Here is a 20,788-nt window from a genome sequence, read left to right as displayed (position 1 = left end):
TCTCAGTCACCCGTAGTCGCCAGCTCGGTTGTCCGGCGGCGTTCTTCGATCATCTTCCGGCACAGATGGCGCTGGATCTTGCCGCTTGTGGTTCGCGGAAGCTCGGCTCGGCTGACCCAGTGGAAGGTGACACCGCCGATGCCGAACACCTCCGCGAGTGCGTCGCGCACCTGGTTGGTGATGACCCGTCGGTCACGGCCGTCCGCGAGCCGCGTGTCGAGCAGGAGATGGAGCTGCTCGGTCCGCAGCGTTGGATCGGGAACACCGACCGCGACGACCGCTGGTGTCCGCGGACTGTCGGTAACGGCCTCCACGAACGACTCAAGTTGGTTGGGCACGTAGTTGCGGCCCGCGACGATCACGATGTCCTTGCGCCGTCCGGTGACATACAGCTCGCCGTCGACCTGATAACCGAGGTCGCCCGTGCGCAGATACCCGTCCGCACGCTTGAGCTGGTCATCGGCTGTGCTGGCCAACTCCTCGTCAGGCTCTGGGAGATAGCCGTCGATCACGCTGGGGCCGGACACCTCTATCTCACCGATCGTGCGATCGGGTAGTGGCGCCCCGTCAACGTCGACCACCCGCAGACTGTGGCCGGGCAGCACCCGTCCCACGCACATCACGCTGGTGGTGCGCGGGTCCGCGGCCGAGCGGGGCTCGGCTCGTCCCCTCGCCGCGGCTTCCGCGTCGACCCGGTCGACCGAGTAGGGCCGCCCGACATCGGAGATGGTGGCCGCGAGCGTGGCCTCCGCCAGCCCGTACACGGGCCGGAGAGTTGTCTCGGGCAGGCCGAAGCGGCCGAACATCGTCTGGAAGGCCCGCATGGTGCTCTCGTGCACCGGCTCCGCACCACACAGTGCGACGCGCCAGGCCGACAGGTCGAGATCGCCAGGCGGGCGCCGCTGCGCGACTCGCACGCACATGTGGAAGGCCGAACTCGGTGCGGGCGACAAGGTGCCCCGGTAGCGGCTGATCCACTGCAGCCACGAGACCGGGTTGCGCAGGAAGTTCACCGGATCCGACAACACCATCGGAATACGGGCGTGGAGCGCGTAGGAGATGCCGATGAGTCCCATGTCGTGAAAGAGGGGCAGCCAGCTCACCAGCACGTCGTCGGGCTTTCCCTGAATGGCTTCGCGGATCGCGTGAACGTTGGCGGTGATGTTGCGGTGCCGGACCACGGCCAGCTTCGGTGCGCCGGTCGAGCCGGAGGTCGCCTGGAGATGGGCGAGCGAATCCGGCGTCGGGAGCGGCGAGTTCAGTCGCGGTGGTACGCCGCGCAGGACGCTCGGCGTTGTGACCGGGATCGGCAGCAACGGCGTGAGCGAGTCCGCCAGTTCCGCGGGGACGATGATCCGCCTGGCCTTGGCGTGTTCGGCGAGTCTTCGCAGGTTTGCCGCGTAGTGCGCGGTACGTCCGTCCATCGGTTCCGCCACGACGATCGGCACGATCCCGGCGTACAGGCAGCCAAGATAGACGGAGAGGAAGTCGCGCGAAGTGGGCAGAACGATGACGACGCGGTCCGATTCCTCGATCCCGCACGTCTTGAGTCCGGCCACGGTCTGCCCGACGAGGTGGCACACGTCCGCGTAACTGAGTGCGAACTCCTCCCCGGACCGCTCGATCACACGGAACGCCAACCGGTCCGGAGCACGGCTCACGCTGTCGAGCAACGCATCGATGATGGTCTGCGATCGATGGGCCTCCGTCATCGAGCGTACACTTTCGTGAACTGCAGGTCGGTGCGCCTGGAGGACCGCGAGAGCCAGGTACGGAGCTCGCCGTAGCGCGAGTCGAAGTCGGCCTTCAACAAGTCCTCCTTCAGCGTCCCGGACGCCGTGTAATAGGGCCTCTCCAACTCCTCCAGGAAGCGGATGTGCCGCTCCATGCCGGCTCGGCCGCGTTCGACACTGCGTGAGTACGCCTTGAGGCGGGCCCGCCGCTGCGGTCGCTGCTCGATCTCGAACGCCCGCTTGAAGAAGATCCCGTAGCTGTCGAGGATGCCGCGTTGCAGTTCGCTGGGCCGCATGTGGCGCGGGAAGATACCGACGAACGAGTAGTGCTGATAAGTGGGCACTTCCATGATGATGCGGTGGTCTTCGACATCCTGGCGGGCCCCGTACAGCAGATCCTGGAACGGGTATTCCGCGAGGCACACGAAAACCGGGTGCATGATCCGTGCCTCGGCGCACCAGTACGCGGTGGCCTCGATCGCCCGGCGGTCCTGGACTTCCAGCCCGAAGATGATCGCCGAGTGGATGGCTATGTCGTTCTCCGCGAAGCGCAGCAGGCGCCGGGTCTGCTCTGAGGGATCGACGCGCTTGTTGAACGCCCGAAGGACACTGGGATCCTCCGACTCCACGCCCAGGCAGTACTCCTCGAACCCGGACCGCTTGAGGTCGAGGACCAACTCCATGTCATCGGCATGGTTGATCCGACTCATCGCGATGAACTTGTAGTCGCGGTCACGGAACGTCTCGGCGATCTCACGGCAATAGCTCTTGCGCGTGGTGAAGTTCAGATCCGTGACATAGAACCGGTTGCAGCCGGTCTGCTGGTAGATGGCGTCCAACTCGTCGCGCACGTCCTGTGCGGTCTTGGTCCGGAACCGCCGCCCGAGCAGCCGGACCGCGTAACAGAACGAGCAGTCGAACGGGCAGCCACGCGACATCGAGACCGTTGCCCAATGGAGCTGCGGCGCCCGCGCCAAGAACTTCGGGTTGATCGCGTTGGCGATATTGCCATAGCGGGCGACGTTGTTCAGCCTCAGCTCGCCGTTGGCGCCGATGTAGGCCAGGTTGTCGACATCGGTGACGGGCTCCCCAGCCTCCAGTGCCCTGATCAGTTGGACGGACGGGATCTCTCCTTCGGCGATCACCGCGTAGTCGGCGTAGCGTAGCGCCTCGTAGGGCGCGAACGCGGCATGCGGGCCGCCCGTGATCACCACACAGCCGGGACGCTTGTTGCGTTGGATCAGCTCCAGCGTCTCGATGTTCGACCAGAAGTGTGTGGCGAGTGCCGAGATCAGGATGTAGTCGTAGCTTGCCAGGGGAAAGTCCTCGGGCTTCTCGCCCCAGAGCATCTGGCACATCTCGACTCTCGCGTCCGGATACTCCTGCTGGACGAACGAGGCGACGTAGTAGATGCCGTCGTTGTAGGTGGTCGCCAACGTCGATGCGTCGGGGTAGGCCTCGTGGAACCCGAGCTGAACGCAGAGAATGTTGAGACTCTTCACGATCGGACTCCCCCTCGACCAACTCCCCCTTTCGGCCCGGTGATCATACGGTCGCGTCGGCCTGCGCCGACGATCCGGACGGGTGGAACTGCGCCGCATTGCGCCGGTGCGCGAGCTGCTTGCGCACCTTCTCCTTCATCTCCTGCTTGAGTTTGGCGGCAATGCGGGTCGGATCGTTGACCCGGCGCTGCCCCCAGGCGAGCAGATCCCGCGCTTCACTGCGGTTCATCTTCGGGTGCTTCCACACCAGATTGTAGAGATCATGCTTGCTGAGATCCGGCTCGTCGATCAGATGCTCCATCTGCCGGTAGAGACGGGTGCGGTGAAATGGCGTCAGTAGTGTCAACTGGCAGGCGAACAGCCCTTCCTGGTTGAGCTGCTCGATGTCGAACTGCATGTCCTCGATGCTGTCCTCAGCGAACCCGACCATGAACGTGCCGAGCGCCCGGCGTCCGTTGTCGATGAGCTCGCGGACCGTCTGCCTGACGTTGTAGACATCATCGCGCTTCTTCACATCGGCGACGTTCTTGTCACGGTAGGACTCGATGCCGACGATCGCACCGTCCATATAGCGGTCAGTGAGCTCGGGGATCCGGCCGCGGATCAGATCCGCGCGGGTCAGGCAGATCCACGGCAGTTCGCGCTCCGCCAGGGCGTCCACGACCTGCTCGGCCAAGTGGTTGGTGAGGAAGAAGCTCTCGTCGTAGATGATGACGTGTGCGACCTTCGCATCCCGGTACGCGTCGAGTGCCGCGTACGTGTCCTCCATGAAGATGGCTTCTTCTTTGGGGTTGAAGATCGGCGTCGAGCAAAAAGTGCAACCGATGTTGCAGCCGCGTTTGGAGTACAGGTATCCGACCGGAGAGCTGACACCACGGAAGCCGCTCACCCCCATCATCGCCGGGTGCCGTACCCGTGGCAGCGGCTTGCCGTAGACGTACTGGTGGAGCGGGGACTCCCCGGCGCCTTTCACCAGTCTGGTGAAGTGACGATCGATGCCGGGTGTGAGGACACCGTAGTTGCCGCCCCAGATCTCCTTTACGCCAGCCTCTCGTGCGGCTTTTGCCATCTCGACCGCGACCGGCGTGGACCAGGTGTAGAAGCTGATGCCCACCATGTCCCATGCTTCGGCCCGCAGTGCCGTCAGATATTCCTGCCAGGTCGGGTACTCAAGAATCTCAATGTCCGGCACATTGTGCTTGAGGAAGCGGAGACCAGTCGGTGGGCAGGTCACGGACAACCGGTCCTCGATATCGACCGCGCACGTCCACGCCATGTACGTATCGGTCCGGTCGTACCAGTTTCCGCCGACGCCGTTCGGCTCGACTAACGCCTCTTTTGGCGCCGTTGTCAAGAGCACTTTCTTCATCGCCGTCCCCCTCAGCTTCGGCGGAGTCGCCCTCTGCGAACAAGCAACCCACAAAGTCGCGCGTCGATCATGTTGGTAAGGGCCTGTTCGAATCTATGAGTGGCTCATCTTTTGTGTCAACCCACTTGCCCTGCTTTTGGCATGGCGGCCTCCGCACCACACCGCGTGCGCACCCGGGGGTCGGCAAGATCATTCCGTTCCGAGCAGCAGGTCTGCCCAATGATCGAACGCCGATAGAGTTGGCCGGAATTGGCCTGGCGGACCGCCCTGCTCCGCGACAGGCGACAGCACGCGGACCGCGGGACCGCCCGGTCTCCGGGCGGTCCCGCGGTCCGCGTGGTCGAACACTCACCTCAAGAGGGCAGTTTCCAGGACTGGTTGGCGCCTCCGGTGCAGTCCCAGATCTGCACCTGTGTGCCCGGGGTGGTGGACCAGTTGGTGTCGTCCAGGCACTTGTTGGACTGCGGGTTGTACAACGCCCCGTTGGCCTGCGGTATCCACACCTGGGATCCGGTGTTGTTGCAGTCGTACAGGTCCACCGGTGTGCCGTTGGCGGTGCCTGCCGCGCGGACGTCCAGGCACTTGCCCAGTACGTGCAGCGTGGTGCCCGCCTGCACGAAGGTCCACTGCTGGGCGCTGCTGCCGTTGCACGTGTAGACCTGAACAGGGTTGTAGTTGGCGGTACTGGCGGAGCGGTCGTCAAGGCACAGCCCGCCATAGCCGGTGATCTGGCCGCCCGAACTCCCGCCACTGGAGCTGCCGTTCGTCGTGTAGGCCGCGACGTAGCCGACGCTCATCGTCCCGCCGGGGCTGGTGGAACCGCTCGGTGTGGTGCAGCCGCACTGGCCGTTGGGGAATCCACCGCCCATGGCGAGGTCGAAGATGATCGACATGTTGTGGTCGAACGCCTGCTGCCAGGTGGCGGTGCCGACCTGGCTCTCGCTGACGCTGAAGTACTGGGAGCCGTCGAGGTAGAAGGTGATGGACTCGTTGGCGGTATTCGTCCGGTCCAGGATCATCGAGTACGTGTGGTAGCCGGTCTGGCAACCCGGGCAGGCGCGCAGGCCGCTGCCGATGCCGTTGCCCTCGTTGCACGGGCCGCCCGGGTCGGTACCGCAGTGGATGGTCCCGGCGACGTCGGAGAGCGCGTTGACGTCCTCCATGATGTCGATCTCGCCGTTCTCCGGCCACTGACCGGGGCCCAGCATCCAGAACGCGGGCCAGTAGCCGGAGCCGTTGGCCGGGGACGGCTGCTGGATCGACGCGGTGACCTCCAGCTTGCCTCCGGCGGGGGCGCCGACGTTGGGGCTCGTGGTCTGTATTCGTCCGGAGGTCCAGTTGCCGCCGTTGTTCAGCGCGGTGATGTCCAGATGCCCGTTGCCGTCGAGGTGGACGTTGTCGGGCGAGTTGGTCATGGTCTCGATCTCGCCGGTGCCGAAGTTTGAGCCCGGGCCGGTGTCGTACTTCCAGTTCGCCGACGGGCCGCTGCCCGCCGCGCCCGAGAAGTCGTCGCTGAACACGGTGGTCCACCCGGGGGGCGCCCCGGGCACCGGCACGGCGTCCGCCGCGGTCGGAAAGGCCGCGAACACGGCGAGCAGGCCCACCCCCAGCAGCGCCGCCTCCCGGCAGCAGTGTCTAAGCAGTGAACGTACGCGCCAACGGGCGCGCGGTACGGCGGTGTTCGATGTCATCTGCGGCTCCCAAAGATCCTCGACCGCCACACCTGGTCACCGGTGACCGCCGCCTAGGGCGGAGTTTCGCCGCATTCGGGCAGCACGACGCCCGCGCCAGGCATCGTCGTCGGGGTAGTGGGGTTCACCGGCAGCCGGGCGGGCGGAGCCCGGTAGTGCAGCGCGTTGAGTACACGAAGTGAAGCCCGGCGAACCGAGCTTCCGGCTCCGCTTCGGCAGTATGTGGTCTATGCCAATCGAGGGTCAAGGGGCGTGACACAGCGGCGAGTTGAGGATCATTCCGCGAACGCTGAGGCCAGCGCACCGTCTTGACTGCCCCGGAGTCGCGGGCAAGCGGAGTCGACCGTTCCCAAAGTGGTCAGGAGGTCATCGACTCTTGAACATATGCCGTGGCGGCTCGGCTCTGCGCGATGCCGCTGGCCAGAGCGCCTTTGCTCCGCACCGCGATTGACGGCGAGACCGGTGCCGCGGCCACGACTTGCGGCCAGCACCGAGACGGCAGCGACTGCAAGACCGCGCGAGCATCTTCCTCCCGCTCACGCCCCGGGCGCACCGGCGCGTAGCCCGTCCATGACGATGTCCAGCAGCCGCCCGGCGCGGGTGTGCCAGTCGCCCTGCGGATCTATCTGCCAGAGCCCGGCGATGGCGAGTACGAAGTCATCGGGGGTCACGCCCGGGCGGATGGTGCCCGCCTCCTCGTTCGCGTTGAGCAGCAGCGCCACGGCCTGGGTGACTGGGCCGTGTCCCAGTCGGGCGAGAGTGCCGTGCGCGCTGGTGGCCTTACGCATCGCGTCGGCCAGTCCGGCCTTGGCCATGGCGTACTGGGCGAGCCGGTCCATCCACTCCCGTAGCGCCTGGTCGGGGGCGCGGGTGGCGAGCAGTTGTGCGGCGGCGTCGGAGACCTGCTGGACCTCGTAGCGGTAGACCTCCAGCACGAGTGACTCACGGTTGGGGAAGTTGCGGTAGAACGTGCCCTGCCCGACGCCCGCCTTCTTCGCGATCGAGCTGAGCGGCGCGTCGGCGCAGCGGGTCAGCTCCTCCAGCGCGACTTCCAGGATCCGCTCGCGATTGCGTTGTGCGTCCGAGCGCAGTGGCGCGTCGTTCCTCTGCCGCAACTCGTCACTCCTTCCGGGAATCCCGGCCGGGCGGGTCTTGCTAACCGGACAACTGTCCGGTAGCTTCGCGACTACCGGACAGTTGTCCGGATAGGCCCCACCATAGCGACAGACGCCCGCCGCGCAACACCTACGCGAAGGAAGGCTGATCATGTCCCAATCGACGGCCAGCGTCATCACCCTGAACATCAACGGCGAGAAGCACACGCTGCCCGTCGACCATCGCACCACCCTGCTCGACGCGCTACGCGAGCGCCTGGACCTGACCGGCACCAAGAAGGGCTGCGACCAAGGCCAGTGCGGTGCTTGCACGGTGCTGCTCGACGGCCGCCGTGCCGTCTCCTGTCTACAGCTCGCCGTGGCCGCCGAAGGGCGGGAGATCACCACCATCGAGGGCGTGGCGGACGGCGAGCAACTCCACCCGGTGCAGCAGGCGTTCCTCGATCTCGACGGCTACCAGTGCGGCTTCTGCACCCCGGGGCAGATCTGCTCGGCCATAGCCATGATCGAGGAGCACGCGGCGGGCTGGCCCAGCGCCGTCACCGCCGACGTGCGCCCGGAGGCGGAGGCGGCACCGCTGACCGCCGAGGAGATCCGGGAGCGGATGAGCGGCAACCTGTGCCGTTGCGGCGCCTATGTGTCGATCGTGCGAGCGGTCGCCCGGGCGGCGCAGGCCGATGACGCCCAACAACCCCCTGTTTCCGATGAGTTGGCCCGCCTCGCGGGCTCCGAGCAGAAGGAGGGCGTGGCATGAGGGAGTTCGGCTATCAGCGCGTCTTCGACGTACCCGGCGCGGTCGCCTTGGGCGCCGATCCCGAGGCGCGCTATCTCGGCGGCGGCACCAATCTGGTGGACCTGATGAAGGCCAGCGTGGAGCGGCCCGCGTTACTGATCGACGTACGCGAACTCCCCCTCGACCGGATCGAGTCCACGGACGACGGCGGGCTCCACATCGGCGCGACCGTCACCAACAGCGATCTGGCGGCCCATCCGGAAGTGCGCCGCCGCTACCCGGCGTTGGCGCAGGCCGTACTGGCCGGAGCCTCCGGCCAGTTGCGCAACATGGCCACGGTGGGCGGGAACCTGCTCCAGCGCACGCGCTGCGCCTACTTCACCGACCCGGCACGGCCGTGCAACAAGCGCAATCCAGGAAGTGGCTGCGCGGCCGTCAAGGGCGAGCACCGCAACCACGCGATCCTCGGCGCCACCGAACACTGTGTGGCCGTCCATCCCTCGGACATGTCAGTGGCGCTCGCCGCCTTCGACGCCCGCGTCACCTATGAAACGGCCACCGGGCCGGGCGAGTTGCCGCTCACGGAGTTCTATCTGCCGGTGGGCGACACCCCGCACCTGGAGACCGCGCTACCGCCCGGCGCGCTGATCACCGGCATTACCCTGCCACCCGCTCCGGTGGCCGCCACCTCCCGCTACCGAAAGGTCCGCGAGCGTGCCTCCTACGCGTTCGCCATCGGTTCCGTCGCCGCCGCACTCGACGTCCAGGAGGGAGCCGTCCGCGAAGTCCGCCTGGCCTTCGGGGCGGTCGCGTCCCGGCCGTGGCGCGCCCGAGCGGCCGAGCGGGCGCTGACCGGCGCGCCCGCGACGGCCGAAGCGTTCGCGGCCGCCGCGGACGCCGAACTGGCCGCCGCCAAGGCGCTGCCGCACAACGGATACAAGGTGACGCTGATCCGCAACCTCGTCGTCGCCGTCCTGACCGAGCTCACCGAGGAGGCCGCCCGATGACCACGATGACGGGACCCACCCCGGTCACGGGGTCCGTCGGCACCGCGCACACCCGTGTGGAGGGCCGGGAGAAGGTCACCGGGGCGGCGCGCTATGCGGGCGACATCCCGTACGCCGAACTCGCCCATGGCTGGCTGGTGTTGTCGACCATCGCCCGCGGCCGGATCCGTTCGGTGGAGGCCGACCCCGTACTGGCGATGCCGGGCGTGCTCGCCGTCCTGCACCATGGCAACGCCCCACGTGTCAACGCCGACTACACCGGCCTGCTGGGTCGGCCCGACCCGACCGTCGCCGTCTTCCAGCACGACCGCGTGCCCTTCGCGGGCTGGCCGGTGGCGCTGGTCGTGGCCGAGACCTCCGAGCAGGCCAGGGAGGCCGCCGACGCGCTGGTGGTCAGGTACGACGAGGAACCGCACGACGTGGCGTTCTTCGCCGGGCACCCCGGTAGCTACACACCGGAGAACGGCAGGGCGCAGCCGGAGACCAGCAAGGGCGACATCGAAGCCGAACTCGCCGCGTCCGCCGTGGTGGTGGACGCGGAGTACACCACACCGCAAGAGCACCACAGTGCGTTGGAGCCGCATGCGGCGATGGCGCGCTGGGACAGCGGTCGGCTTGAGGTGGTCGACTCCAACCAGGGCAGCACCTGGGTAGCGGAGGAGCTCGCCAAGCTGTTCTCCCTCGACCCGTCCTCGGTGCGGGTGCGCTCCGAGCACGTGGGCGGTGCCTTCGGCTCCAAGGGGGTACGGCCGCACCAGGTGCTCGCCGTGATGGCGACGACGGTTCTGCACCGCCCCGTCCGGGTGGTGCTGACTCGGCGTCAATTGTTCTCGCTGGTCGGCTACCGCAGTCCCACAGCGCAGCGGGTGAGGCTGGGCGCCGATGCGGACGGGCGGCTGCGCGCACTGGACCACGAGGCGCTGAGCCTCACGTCGAAGGTGTACGAATTCCTCGAGCCCAGTGCCGCGGTGGGGCGGGTGATGTACGACGCCGACGCGCACCACACGGTCAACCGGGTCGTGGCTCTCGATGTGCCGACCCCGACCTGGATGCGCGCCCCGGGTGCGGCGCCCGGCTCGTTCGCGCTGGAGTGTGCGCTGGACGAACTCGCGGAGAAGTGCGGCATGGATCCGATCGCGTTGCGCGCCAGGAACGAGCCCAATGCCGGTCCGGTCTCCGGAGCGCCGTTCAGCAGCCGCAATGTGCTCGCCTGCTTCCAGGAGGGCGCCCGCAGGTTCGGCTGGGCCGACCGTGATCCGCGCCCGGGTCTGCGCCGGGAGGGGCGCTGGCTGCTCGGCACCGGTACCGCGGCGGCGACGCACCCCTCGGGCGTCGCCCCGTCCACGGCGTCCGTCACGGCGGAGTGCGACGGCACCTTCACCGTACGGATCACCGCGGCGGACATCGGCACCGGGGCGCGCACCGCGTTGACCCTGATCGCCGCCGAGGCACTGGAAGTTGAGCCGGAGCGCGTGCGGGTGCGGATCGCGGACAGCGACTTCGGCCCGGCGATGGTCGCGGGCGGCTCCATGGGCACCCGCTCCTGGGCCTGGGCGGTCACCAGCGCGGTGCGCGAGCTGCGCGAGCGGCTGGTCCCGGGCGGCGGCATTCCGCCGGAGGGCATCACGGCACGGTCGAACACCACCGAGGCCGTCGGCGCGCTGCCGATGCTCGAACGGCATAGCTTCGGGGCGCAGTTCGCCGAGGTCGCCGTGGACGAAACCACCGGCGAGGTACGGGTACGGCGGATGCTCGGCATCTTCGCCGCGGGCCGGATCGTCAACCCGCTCACCGCTCGCAGCCAGCTCGTCGGCGGCATGATCTGGGGGCTTTCCATGGCGCTGCACGAGGAGGCGGTGCGGGACCAGGCGTCGGGTGCCCTGGTCGGGGCCGACCTGGCCGGCTACCACTTCGCCGCGAACGCCGACGTACCGCTGGTCGAGGCGGACTGGGTGGACGACCCGGACGAGGAGGATCCGGTGGGCGGCATCAAGGGCATAGGCGAGGTCAGCATCGTGGGAGCGGCGGCGGCGATCGCCAACGCGGTCTGGCACGCGACCGGTGTACGCCACCGCCATCTGCCGATACGCCCCGACCGGGTCCTGCTGGCGGGGGCCGCGACCGCCTGAGCGGCCCTTGTGCCGGGGCAAGTCCCCCAGATGCTCAGGGACTTGCCCCGGCAGGACCAGTGCGCCCTACGCGTTGAAGCCCACATGAACATGGTCGTGGTGCGTGTCATCGCTGAAGAACTGGTTGGCGGTGGCTCCACCCGACAGCTGTACGGGCCCACCGACGTTGTACGAACCGGCCGCCGCGGCATCGCGCATGAAGGATTCGATCAGTCCGCGTGGGGTGGCCGGGTCAACCACCCTACGCCCGTTGATCCGCCACACGTCGAAGGCCCGGCTGAGCGGATGGTCGCTCGGCCGGTTGGTGCCGAACACGTACAGCGGATGGCCGGAGCGCACCACGCTGATGTCCATCCGATAGCTGCCCGCGAGGTCGAGCATGGCCCGCAGCGCGCTTTGGTGGATGGCGCCGCTGCGGATGTCCGCGGCCCCGGCGGGCGGCAGGGTGATGCGGGAGTCGGCCAGCACCCGGCGGGCCTCCTGCGGCAGCGTGGTCGCCGCCGCGCCCGGCTGAGCGGGATGCAGTGCCGTGACGTCCCACCGTGGCCGCGCCCGGCTCAGCCGTACGTCAACGGTCGTACCGCCCGCGGTGACGCCGCCGCCGCTGCGGGTCCACTGTCGGCAGACGACCAGCACACTGCCGGAGTCCGGCAGGATCCCGCCGTACTGCGCCTCGATCACCTGCAGTGCCGCCTCGTCGGCGTCGGGCAGCAGCGATCCGGCCTGGTCGGCCAGCGCGGGCGGCAGCCCGAGCGCTGAGACACGGTCCCGAGCCCGGGCCGCCCCGTTGCCGCCGGGTGGCCAGGCGCCCAGCGCCTCGATGAGCTGGGCGGCGCGCAGCTTGACGTCGGGGTCGATGTCGGCGGGACTCGGCCGCCACGGCGTGGTGCGCGGCAGCCCGGCGCCGGGCGGTGAGGCGGTGGTTCTCGGCGTCGGCCGGTGCGTCGCCGTCCCGGAGCATCCGGCGGCCAGCACGGCAGCGGCGGCACCGAGCAGGACGGTGCGGCGGCCGGTGCGGTCGGAGGGTTGGTGAGGGGCCATCATGAGCTCCGTGAGCCGGGACGGTGCCCGTCCAGTGTGCCCCGGACCGGGCACCGGCGCGCGGTGACACGGGTTCCGCGCGGTGGGTATCCACGGCGCGCCCGCAAGCACCCCGGCGCGGGCGCCAGTTGACGGACCTGGCATGTCGTCATGCGGCGACGGGGCTGGTTGTCAGTGCTCGCGGCTACCTTGGTTCACATGTCCCCGACGTCCCCGCCGCAGGCGACGCCTGTGCCCGCTTCCGTGCGTCTGGCACAGGCTCAGGCCGCCATTCGCGCGCTGACGACGCGCGGTGCCCTGACGCCCGAGGAGCGGCTGGAGTTGGCCCACTGGCAGCGGGAGTGGCTCGCCGCCTGGGGCGAGAACCGATACGTCATCACCGCTTGAGACCACGGCCGCGCGAAGCGGCACGCGAACGAGGAACGCCACGTGAAGGAAAGGAAGGAGGAGGCCACCTGGCTTCCGGACCGCGGCCCCGGTACTGGACGATCCCCCGCGTCGCCCAGTACCAAGGCGCGCCCGCCACCTCCAACCCGCTACCGCCCGGGTGCAGGAGGTACTGCGCTGAGTATATTGGCTCGGAGCCAGTCAACGCAGGAGTTACAGCATGTCCCCGCGAAGCGCATCGGTCAATGAAGAATTGCGGCGCCGTTCCCGCGAGCGGCTGCTGCAGGCGACCATCGAGCTGGTCGACGAGCGCGGCTACGAGGCCACTACCTTGGCGGACATCGCGGACCGGGCTGGTGCGGCACGCGGACTGGTCTCCTACTACTTCCCCGGAAAGCGCCCCCTGGTGCAGTCGGCGGTGCACCGGCTGATGCACCTGACGCTGGCCGAGGCACTGGAGCGCGAACCGCGCACCGAGGACGGCCAGGAGCGCATGGCCAGGGCGATCGACGCGATCTTGGGTCTCACCCGCACCCACACCACACTGATGCGCACACACATGGCCTCGATCCTGCAGAACGAGGGGTTCATCCAGTGCCCGGAGCAGCAGAGATTAGCCGCTTTGCTGGAGGACACGGTGACCCGCTGGGGCGCCGAGAATCCGCCGGAGGACTACCGCATGCTGCGCGCGCTCCTCATGGGCGCCGTCGTCGCGCTGCTGCTCCCGGGTGCGCCGATGCCGTTGGAGAGCCTGCGCGCGGAGTTGTTCCAGCGCTACGGGCTGGACTGGAAGCTCGGCGACCCCCCGGAGAACCCTCCGCCGCCGCACATCTGAGGTCCGACACAGCGGCGACGACGATCTGACACACCAGCGACGACGCACCGTCCCACCTACGGCTTGACAGTGCGATCCTTTAAGTGACCGGCAAGTGACCCACGGGTACGCGACCGGGCCGGTGCGCGACCGGCGGGCCTTGCGGTGGCTGACGGGAAGGAGCCGCAGGTGCTTCGAGTGGCAGTCGTGGGGTCGGGTCCCAGCGGGGTCTACACCGCGGAATCGCTGACCCGCCAGACCGCGCTGCCCGATGTGGCGGTGGACGTGCTCGACCGGCTGCCGTGCCCGTACGGCCTGGTGCGCTACGGGGTGGCGCCGGACCACGAGAAGATCAAGTCCCTGCAGGGTGCGCTGCGCAGGGTGCTCGAACAGCCCGGTGTGCGGTTCCTGGGCAATGTGCCGGTGGGCGACCCCGGGGTGTCCCCCGCCCGGTTGCTGTCGCTCTACCACGCCGTCGTCTACTGCGTCGGCACCTCCACCGACCGGCACCTGGGCATCCCCGGTGAGGAGTTGCCCGGCAGCGTCTCCGCCACCCGCTTCGTGTCCTGGTACAGCGCCCACCCGGACATCCCGCCGGACGGCTTCGCCCTGGACGCCCGGTCCGCCGTGGTGATCGGCGTGGGCAATGTCGCGGTGGACGTCACTCGCGTACTGGCGCGCGGCGCGGGCGAGTTGCGGCACACCGACGTACCTCAGACGGCGTTGCGCGCGCTGGACGCGAGCCGGGTGCGCGAGGTGCACATGGTGGGGCGACGCGGTCCGACACAGGCGAAGTTCACCACCAAGGAGCTGCGCGAGCTGGGCCAACTGCCCGGTGCCGATGTCCTGGTACGCCCGGACGAGCTGGCGATGGACCCGGGTGCGGCCGACCCCGCCGCACTGCCCGCGGTCGCGCGGCGCAATCTGGAGGTGCTGCGCGGCTGGTCGGAGCACACAACGGGGGATCTGCCGCGCCGCATCCAACTGCGCTTCTTCCTCAGGCCGGTGGCACTGCTCGGCACCGACCGGGTGGCGGCGGTGCGGCTGGAGCGAACGGTTCCGGACGGTCGCGGCGGTGTGCTGGGCACCGGCCGGTTCGAGGAGATCGAGGCCCAGTTGGTGCTGCGCTCGGTGGGCTACCGGGGCGTACCGCTGCCGGGGCTGCCGTTCGACGCGGAACGCGGCGTCGTGCCCAACGCCGCGGGACGGGTGCTACGGGACGGCGAGCCGTCGCCGGGTGAGTATGTGGCCGGGTGGATCAAGCGCGGTCCGACCGGGGTGATCGGCACCAACCGCCCCTGCGCCAAGGAGACCGTCAACTCGCTGCTGGAGGACGGCGACCGGCTGGCGGCCCGCTCGCTGCCACGCGAACCGCTGGACGGGCTGCGGGAGTCGGGGATCGACCCGGTGCCGTGGTCGGGCTGGCTGGGCATCGAGGCGGCCGAGGCGGCGCTGGGCCGGACGCTGGACCGCGGCCCGGTGAAGATCCCGGACTGGGCCGGGCTGCTGGCCGCCGCTCGGGGGGCGCACTGAGCCGGTCCGGGCGTCAGTGGGCGGCGGCGAGCCGCCGTTCCTCGCCTTCCGCGGCGGCGAGGACGCTGTCCAGCAGCCCCGGGAAGACCGCGTCGAGGTCGGCGCGCCGCAATCCGTTCATCTTCGATGTGCCACGGTAGGTCTGGCTGATGACCCCGGCCTCGCGCAGCACCCGGAAGTGATGGGTGCAGGTGGACTTGCTGACGTCCAACTCCACGTCCGAGCAGGCCATTTCGGACCCATGGGCGGCCAGCGTCCGCACCACGCGCAGCCGCATGGGGTCGGAGAGCGCGTGCAGCACCGCTTCGAGCCGGATCGCCGAACGGTCCGGGTGCTCCAGGACGCGGCTGGAGGAGGCCACGCTGGCGCTGGCACTGGGCTGTGACGACATGCCTCCATAATACGAGCGGCCTCGTAGTTTGACAGTTACCGTACTACGACGATTATCGTCGTAACCATGCCGGGGGAAGCCCCGCGCACCGGCTGAGCCCGACGACGAGGAGTGTGCCGTGAGCGCCCTGTTCGAGCCCTACACCCTGCGATCGCTGACCATCCCCAACCGGGTCTGGATGGCGCCGATGTGCCAGTACAGCGCGGCGACGGACGGGCCGGACACCGGCGCCCCCAACGACTGGCACTTCGCGCACCTGGCGGCGCGCGCGGTCGGCGGTACGGGGCTGATCATCACCGAGGCCACCGCCGTCAGCCCCGAGGGCCGGATCAGCCCGGCCGACCTCGGCCTGTGGGACGACCGGCAGCAGGAGGCTTTCGGCCGGATCACCCGCTTCCTCAAGGAGCACGGTTCGGTTCCGGGCATCCAGCTCGCGCACAGCGGCCGCAAGGCCTCCACCGATGCGCCATGGCTCGGCGGCGCACCGATCCCGCCGCAGCGGGGCGGCTGGCAACCGTACGGGCCCAGCGCGGTGCGGTTCGCCGACGACCACCCGACCCCCACCGAGCTGACCAACGCTCAGATCACTGGCATTGTCGAACAGTTCGCGGCCGCCGCACGACGCGCGCTGAAGGCGGGCTTCGAAGTGGCCGAGATCCACGGCGCCCACGGGTACCTGATCCACGAGTTCCTCTCGCCGTACAGCAACCGCCGCACGGACGCGTACGGCGGCAGCTTCGAGAACCGGATCCGCTTCGCCCTTGAGGTGGTTGACGCGGTGCGCGCGGTCTGGCCGGACGAACTCCCGGTCTTCTTCCGGGTGTCGGCCACCGACTGGCTGGAGGAGAACGGCCAGGGCCAGGGCTGGACCGCCGAGGAGACGGTACGGCTGGCGAAGGAACTGCAGGCGCACGGGGTGGACCTGCTGGACGTCTCCACGGGCGGCAACGTGGCCAAGGTCCACATTCCGGCCGCGCCGGGCTTCCAGGTTCCCTTCGCCACCCGTGTGCGGCAGCAGACCGGTCTGCCGGTCGCGGCGGTCGGCCTGATCACCGAGCCGGAGCAGGCCGAGCGGATCGTGTCGGACGGCCAGGCCGACGCGGTACTCCTCGGCCGTGAGCTCCTGCGCAACCCGCACTGGGCGCGCCACGCGGCCCGCACACTCGGCGCGGAGCCCCGAATCCCCAACCAGTACGCCCGCGCGTAGCAGCCCATCGCACCCCCGCCCGTCTTCGGGCACCGAGCCGCGGCGCCGAAATCCTCGCCCCCCGGACCGGCCCCGCGCAACGGCGCCCGAAGACGGGCGGCCAGCGAGTGGGCGGCCAGCGAGTGGGCGGGCAGGCAAAAGCCCCACCCAGCAGCGCGAGCGCCCCCGCAAACGAGTGGCCAGCCCCAAAATTCCCTACCCTCTGTGATACAGAACACATCCCGCACCGCAGAGGGAACCACCCATGGAAACCGTCCTCCTGGCAGTCGGCACCAAAAAGGGCCTCTTCCTCGCACACCGCCGCCGCTCGCGGCCAACCGCCGAGTGGGACCTGACCGGCCCCCACTTCCCCATGCAGGCCGTCTACTCCCTCTGCATCGACACCAGAGGCCCCCGCCCGCGCCTCCTGGCGGGGGCGGACAGCCCGCACTGGGGTCCGTCGGTCTTCCGCTCCGACGACCTCGGAGCGACCTGGCACGAAGCCAGCCGCCCGGCGGTGAAGTTCCCCGAGTACACCGACACCTCACTGGTGCGGGTCTGGCAGCTGCACCCGGCCGGACCCGCCGCGCCCGCCGTGGTGTACGCCGGGACCGAACCCGGCGCACTGTTCCGCTCCGACGACGGCGGTGAGACCTTCGACCTGGTCCGCAGCCTGTGGGATCACCCGCAACGCCCGCACTGGGGCGCCGGTTACGGCGGCCAGGCGGTACACACCGTCGTCACCGACCCGCGCAGCGCGGACACGCTGATGGTCGCGGTGTCCTCCGGCGGCGCGTACCGCTCGTCGGACGGCGGAGCGAGCTGGCAGCCGTGCAACTCCGGTATCAAGGTCGAGTTCATGCCGGACCCCTATCCGGAGTTCGGCCAGTGCGTACACAAGATCGCTCAGGACCCGACCGCCCCCGACCGGCTCTACCTGCAGAACCACGGCGGCGTCTACCGCAGCGACGACGGCGGAGCCCAGTGGTCCGAGATCGGCAAGGGCCTGCCCGCCGACTTCGGCTTCCCGATCGCCACGCATCCGCGCCGCGGCTCCGTCGCCTACGTCTTCCCGGTCAACGACGGCTCCGACCGCTACGCACCCGAGTACCTCTGCCGCGTCTACCGCACCGAAGACGCCGGAGCGAGCTGGACCCCCCTCAGCGGCGGGCTGCCCACCGAGCGCCACTACGGGATCGTGCTCCGCGACGCCCTGCGCACCGATGACAACGACCCGGCCGGGGTCTACTTCGGCACCCGCAACGGCGAGGTGTACGCGAGCGCCGACGAGGGCGACAGTTGGCGGCTGGTCGCCTCGCACCTTCCGGACGTGCTGTGTGTCCGGGCGGCGGTGGTCGCCTGAGCCCGATTGGGGTCGTCACGCTTTGAGCCACTAGAGTGACTGCCCGTGGCACGACCTTTGCACGAGATCGTTGAGGCGGGCTGGGCGAAGGCCCTTGAACCGGTGGCCGGACGGATCGCCGCGATGGGCGACTTCCTGCGCGCCGAGATCGCCGCGGGACGCACCTACCTGCCGTCGGGGCAGAACGTGCTGCGCGCCTTCCAGCAGCCGTTCGACGACGTCAAGGTACTGATCGTCGGGCAGGACCCGTACCCCACACCGGGGCACGCGGTGGGTCTGAGCTTCTCGGTCGCCCCTGAGGTGCGCCCGCTGCCGGGCAGCCTGCTGAACATCTACCGCGAGTACGGCACCGACCTCGGCCTCCCGCATCCCTCCAACGGCGACCTGACGCCGTGGACCCGCAACGGCGTACTGCTGCTGAACAGGGCGCTCACCACGGCCCCGCGCAAACCGGCCGCGCACCGCGGCAAGGGCTGGGAGGAGGTCACCGAGCAGGCCATCCGGGCGCTGGCGGCCCGCGGCAAGCCCCTGGTGTCGATCCTTTGGGGGCGCGACGCCCGCAACCTCCGTCCGCTGCTGGGCAGTTTGCCCGCGATCGAGTCGGCGCACCCCTCCCCCATGTCGGCCGACCGTGGCTTCTTCGGCTCGCGCCCGTTCAGCCGGGCCAACGAGCTGCTGGCGAGGCAGGGTGCGGAACCGGTGAACTGGCAACTGCCCTGACGGGTCCTCCGCGATAGTCTTGCCCGCCGTGACCACGCAATCGAATGTCCCCGCGGGCTGGTACGCGGATCCCCAGGGCACCCCGAACGTGCTGCGATGGTGGGATGGTTCGCGGTGGACGGAGCACACCCACGCCGATCCCCGCGCCGCCCAGCAGCAACAGGCCCCGCAGCCGCAACCCCATCTGCCCCCGCAGCAGGCCCACCCGGCACCGCAGCCGCAGCACGCCATGCCGCCCCAGCACACCGTGCCGCCCCAGCCGCCGAACGGCTCGCAGGGCGCCAACGGGTTCCACGATCCATCCAAGATCCAGCGCCAGGTCCAGCACCAGGCGGGCGTCGGCCCGACCGCGGGCGGCGGTGGCACGCTGTTCACCGAGCCGATCCTGGTGGTCAACCAGAAGGCCAAGCTGATCGAGATGGTCGACGAGTACAGCGTCTACGACCAGGCGGGCACCCAGATCGGCTCGGTGGCCGAGATCGGCCAGAGCGCCGCGAAGAAGGCAGTGCGCGCCCTGACCAAGTACGGCCAGTTCATGACGCACCGGTTGGAGGTGCGCGACGCACACGGTCAACCCTTGCTGTATCTGACCCGGCCCGCGAAGCTCCTCAAGTCGAAGATGATCGTGCAGCGGCCCGACGGCGCCCAGATCGGCGAGATCGTCCAGCAGAACGCCATCGGACGGATCCACTTCGCCTTCATGGTGGGCGACCAGAAGATCGGCGCGATCAAGGCTGAGAACTTCCGCGCCTGGAACTTCGCGATCGTCGACCACACCGACACCGAGGTCGCCCGGATCACCAAGACCTGGCAGGGGCTGACCAAGGCCATGTTCACCCATGCCGACAACTACGTCCTGCAGATCCACCAGCCGTTGCCCGACCCGTTGCTGAGCATGGTCGTCGGTTCGGCGCTCACCGTGGACGTCGCACTGAAGCAGGGCACCAACTGACCGCGCGGCGGCGGCCGTCGGCCGCGGAACAGTGGGTGCTGGGCGTCGACTCCGGCGGCTCAGGTGTGCGCTTCGCGCTGACGCGCGTCGCCGACGACGGTCGGCCGTGCCCGCCGGAGTTCAGCCACTCGGCCAAGGAGCCGGTGCGCACCGGCTCTGACGGGATCGACGCGGACCACCTGCTCGCCCAACTGACGCCCTTCATGGGGGACTTCGCGGGACGCGGCGAGGTCGTGGCCGCCTGCGTGGGTGCGGCCGGGATGGTGTCGCTCGGCGGGAATCTGCGCGACCGGCTGCCTGGCGCACTGCGCGCCGCGTTCGGGGTGCCACGGCTGGCGCTGGCCGCGGACGCGGTCACGGCCTACGCGGGCGCGCTGGGCATGCGGGCGGGCGCGGTGGTCGCCGCGGGCACCGGACTGATCGCACTGGGCACCGCGCTCGGCGACTCCGGTTGGCGGCGCGCTGACGGCTGGGGGCACCTGCTCGGTGACTGCGGTGGCGGTGCGTGGATCGGCCGGGCCGGACTTGAGGCGGCGCTGCGCGCGTACGACGGCCGCACGGGTGGTTCGGCCGCGCTGCTGGCCCGGGCGGAGGCGGTGTTCGGCCCCGTGGCGGGGCTTGCGGGACGGCTGTATCCGCGCGACGACCGGGCAGCGGTACTGGCCTCGTTCGCACCGCAGGTGGCCCTGTGCGCACAGGACGACGTGGTGGCGGCGGGCATCCTGCGGGCGGCCGCCCGGCACATCCTGGAGGCGGCCGCCGCCGTACTGCCCGACCCGCACGGCGGTGAAGTGGCCCTGACCGGCGGCCTGTTCAAGGTCGGCGAGCCGCTGCTGGGACCGTTGCGGGCCCAGGCACCCCAACTCCTGCCCGGCGCCCGGCTGTTGGCGGCCGAGGTCGACCCGCTGCACGGGGCGCTACGGATCGCGGCGGCCCTGTCGCGCGGCGAACTGCCACTGCCCGTCGACGGGACACTGCTCGCCATCGACTGAACCGGCTCATTAAGTGCCGCGTCCCCATTAACCGCTGTGAAGCGCCTCAAACCTCTCTTCCGGTTAACGGCATTTCCCCAGATCGACGAGGCAACTCCGCCAAACAGACATACCGTGACGGGAGGGTCGA

General features: G+C 69.4%; 18 protein-coding genes. 11 read left to right on the top strand and 7 right to left on the bottom strand.

Annotation, left to right across the window (positions count from 1 at the left end):
* Positions 1–2 precede the first annotated feature (2 nt).
* From NON19_RS07295 to NON19_RS07275, 5 genes are all read right to left on the bottom strand, one after another.
* The gene (locus NON19_RS07295) at positions 3–1,712 is read right to left on the bottom strand and encodes an AMP-binding protein (protein ID WP_255925826.1); all 1,710 of its coding nucleotides are present in this window, start codon (positions 1,710–1,712) and stop codon (positions 3–5) included.
* Entirely contained in the window at positions 1,709–3,235 is a 1,527-nt protein-coding gene (locus NON19_RS07290; RefSeq protein ID WP_255925825.1) for a B12-binding domain-containing radical SAM protein, read from the bottom strand. Before NON19_RS07290 ends, NON19_RS07295 begins: the two co-directional genes overlap by 4 nt.
* Positions 3,236–3,278: 43 nt before the next feature.
* Positions 3,279–4,604, bottom strand: a complete 1,326-nt coding sequence (locus NON19_RS07285) for a B12-binding domain-containing radical SAM protein (RefSeq protein WP_255925824.1) — start codon at positions 4,602–4,604, stop codon at positions 3,279–3,281.
* A 353-nt stretch (positions 4,605–4,957) separates the two neighbouring features.
* Positions 4,958–6,295 (bottom strand): ricin-type beta-trefoil lectin domain protein, encoded by a 1,338-nt coding sequence (locus NON19_RS07280; RefSeq protein WP_255925823.1) that lies wholly within the window; start codon positions 6,293–6,295, stop codon positions 4,958–4,960.
* A 536-nt stretch (positions 6,296–6,831) separates the two neighbouring features.
* Positions 6,832–7,410, bottom strand: a complete 579-nt coding sequence (locus NON19_RS07275) for a TetR/AcrR family transcriptional regulator (RefSeq protein WP_255925822.1) — start codon at positions 7,408–7,410, stop codon at positions 6,832–6,834.
* A 151-nt stretch (positions 7,411–7,561) separates the two neighbouring features.
* Between NON19_RS07275 and NON19_RS07270 the strand changes: the two genes are divergently transcribed.
* From NON19_RS07270 to NON19_RS07260, 3 genes are read left to right on the top strand one after another with little or no spacing between them, the layout of a single operon-like run.
* Positions 7,562–8,164, top strand: coding sequence for a (2Fe-2S)-binding protein (locus NON19_RS07270; RefSeq protein ID WP_255925821.1), 603 nt, complete (start codon positions 7,562–7,564; stop codon positions 8,162–8,164).
* Positions 8,161–9,150, top strand: coding sequence for an FAD binding domain-containing protein (locus NON19_RS07265; protein WP_255925820.1), 990 nt, complete (start codon positions 8,161–8,163; stop codon positions 9,148–9,150). Before NON19_RS07270 ends, NON19_RS07265 begins: the two co-directional genes overlap by 4 nt.
* Positions 9,147–11,279 carry a xanthine dehydrogenase family protein molybdopterin-binding subunit gene (locus NON19_RS07260; protein WP_255925819.1) on the top strand — a complete coding sequence of 711 codons (2,133 nt, stop codon included), beginning with the start codon at positions 9,147–9,149 and terminating at the stop codon, positions 11,277–11,279. The genes NON19_RS07265 and NON19_RS07260 overlap by 4 nt, the downstream gene beginning before the upstream one ends.
* Before the next feature lie 66 nt (positions 11,280–11,345).
* Here the strand turns inward: NON19_RS07260 and NON19_RS07255 are convergent, their stop codons facing one another.
* Positions 11,346–12,320, bottom strand: a complete 975-nt coding sequence (locus NON19_RS07255; protein WP_255925818.1) for a hypothetical protein — start codon at positions 12,318–12,320, stop codon at positions 11,346–11,348.
* A gap of 198 nt (positions 12,321–12,518) precedes the next feature.
* Here NON19_RS07255 and NON19_RS07250 point away from each other — a divergent pair, with 198 nt between their 5' ends.
* The 3 genes from NON19_RS07250 to NON19_RS07240 all read left to right on the top strand — a co-directional run bounded on the left by NON19_RS07250 (position 12,519) and on the right by NON19_RS07240 (position 15,054).
* Complete coding sequence (locus NON19_RS07250) at positions 12,519–12,707, top strand: hypothetical protein (RefSeq protein WP_255925817.1); 189 nt, start codon at positions 12,519–12,521, stop codon at positions 12,705–12,707.
* A 220-nt stretch (positions 12,708–12,927) separates the two neighbouring features.
* A complete protein-coding gene (locus tag NON19_RS07245) occupies positions 12,928–13,542 on the top strand; it encodes a TetR/AcrR family transcriptional regulator (RefSeq protein ID WP_255925816.1) in 615 nt (204 codons plus the stop codon).
* Positions 13,543–13,710: 168 nt separating this feature from the next.
* Positions 13,711–15,054 carry an FAD-dependent oxidoreductase gene (locus NON19_RS07240; protein WP_255925815.1) on the top strand — a complete coding sequence of 448 codons (1,344 nt, stop codon included), beginning with the start codon at positions 13,711–13,713 and terminating at the stop codon, positions 15,052–15,054.
* 13 nt (positions 15,055–15,067) lie between these two features.
* Here NON19_RS07240 and NON19_RS07235 read toward each other — a convergent pair whose 3' ends face one another.
* Positions 15,068–15,445: an ArsR/SmtB family transcription factor gene (locus tag NON19_RS07235; protein ID WP_255925814.1), complete on the bottom strand. Its 378-nt coding sequence runs from the start codon at positions 15,443–15,445 to the stop codon at positions 15,068–15,070.
* Positions 15,446–15,563: 118 nt separating this feature from the next.
* Here NON19_RS07235 and NON19_RS07230 point away from each other — a divergent pair, with 118 nt between their 5' ends.
* The 5 genes from NON19_RS07230 to NON19_RS07210 all read left to right on the top strand — a co-directional run bounded on the left by NON19_RS07230 (position 15,564) and on the right by NON19_RS07210 (position 20,658).
* Positions 15,564–16,652: an NADH:flavin oxidoreductase/NADH oxidase gene (locus NON19_RS07230; protein ID WP_255925813.1), complete on the top strand. Its 1,089-nt coding sequence runs from the start codon at positions 15,564–15,566 to the stop codon at positions 16,650–16,652.
* Between the two features lie 244 nt (positions 16,653–16,896).
* Positions 16,897–17,994, top strand: a complete 1,098-nt coding sequence (locus tag NON19_RS07225; RefSeq protein ID WP_255925812.1) for a WD40/YVTN/BNR-like repeat-containing protein — start codon at positions 16,897–16,899, stop codon at positions 17,992–17,994.
* Positions 17,995–18,033: 39 nt separating this feature from the next.
* Positions 18,034–18,714: a uracil-DNA glycosylase gene (locus NON19_RS07220; RefSeq protein ID WP_308213663.1), complete on the top strand. Its 681-nt coding sequence runs from the start codon at positions 18,034–18,036 to the stop codon at positions 18,712–18,714.
* A 28-nt stretch (positions 18,715–18,742) separates the two neighbouring features.
* A complete protein-coding gene (locus NON19_RS07215) occupies positions 18,743–19,666 on the top strand; it encodes an LURP-one-related family protein (RefSeq protein WP_255925811.1) in 924 nt (307 codons plus the stop codon).
* A 35-nt stretch (positions 19,667–19,701) separates the two neighbouring features.
* A complete protein-coding gene (locus NON19_RS07210; protein WP_308213660.1) occupies positions 19,702–20,658 on the top strand; it encodes an N-acetylglucosamine kinase in 957 nt (318 codons plus the stop codon).
* The last annotated feature ends 130 nt before the right edge of the window (positions 20,659–20,788 follow it).

Origin of the sequence: Streptantibioticus rubrisoli, from assembly GCF_024436055.1 — a bacterium.
GTDB lineage: Bacteria > Actinomycetota > Actinomycetes > Streptomycetales > Streptomycetaceae > Streptantibioticus_A > Streptantibioticus_A rubrisoli.
This window is presented reverse-complemented; position numbering and strand designations above follow the sequence as displayed.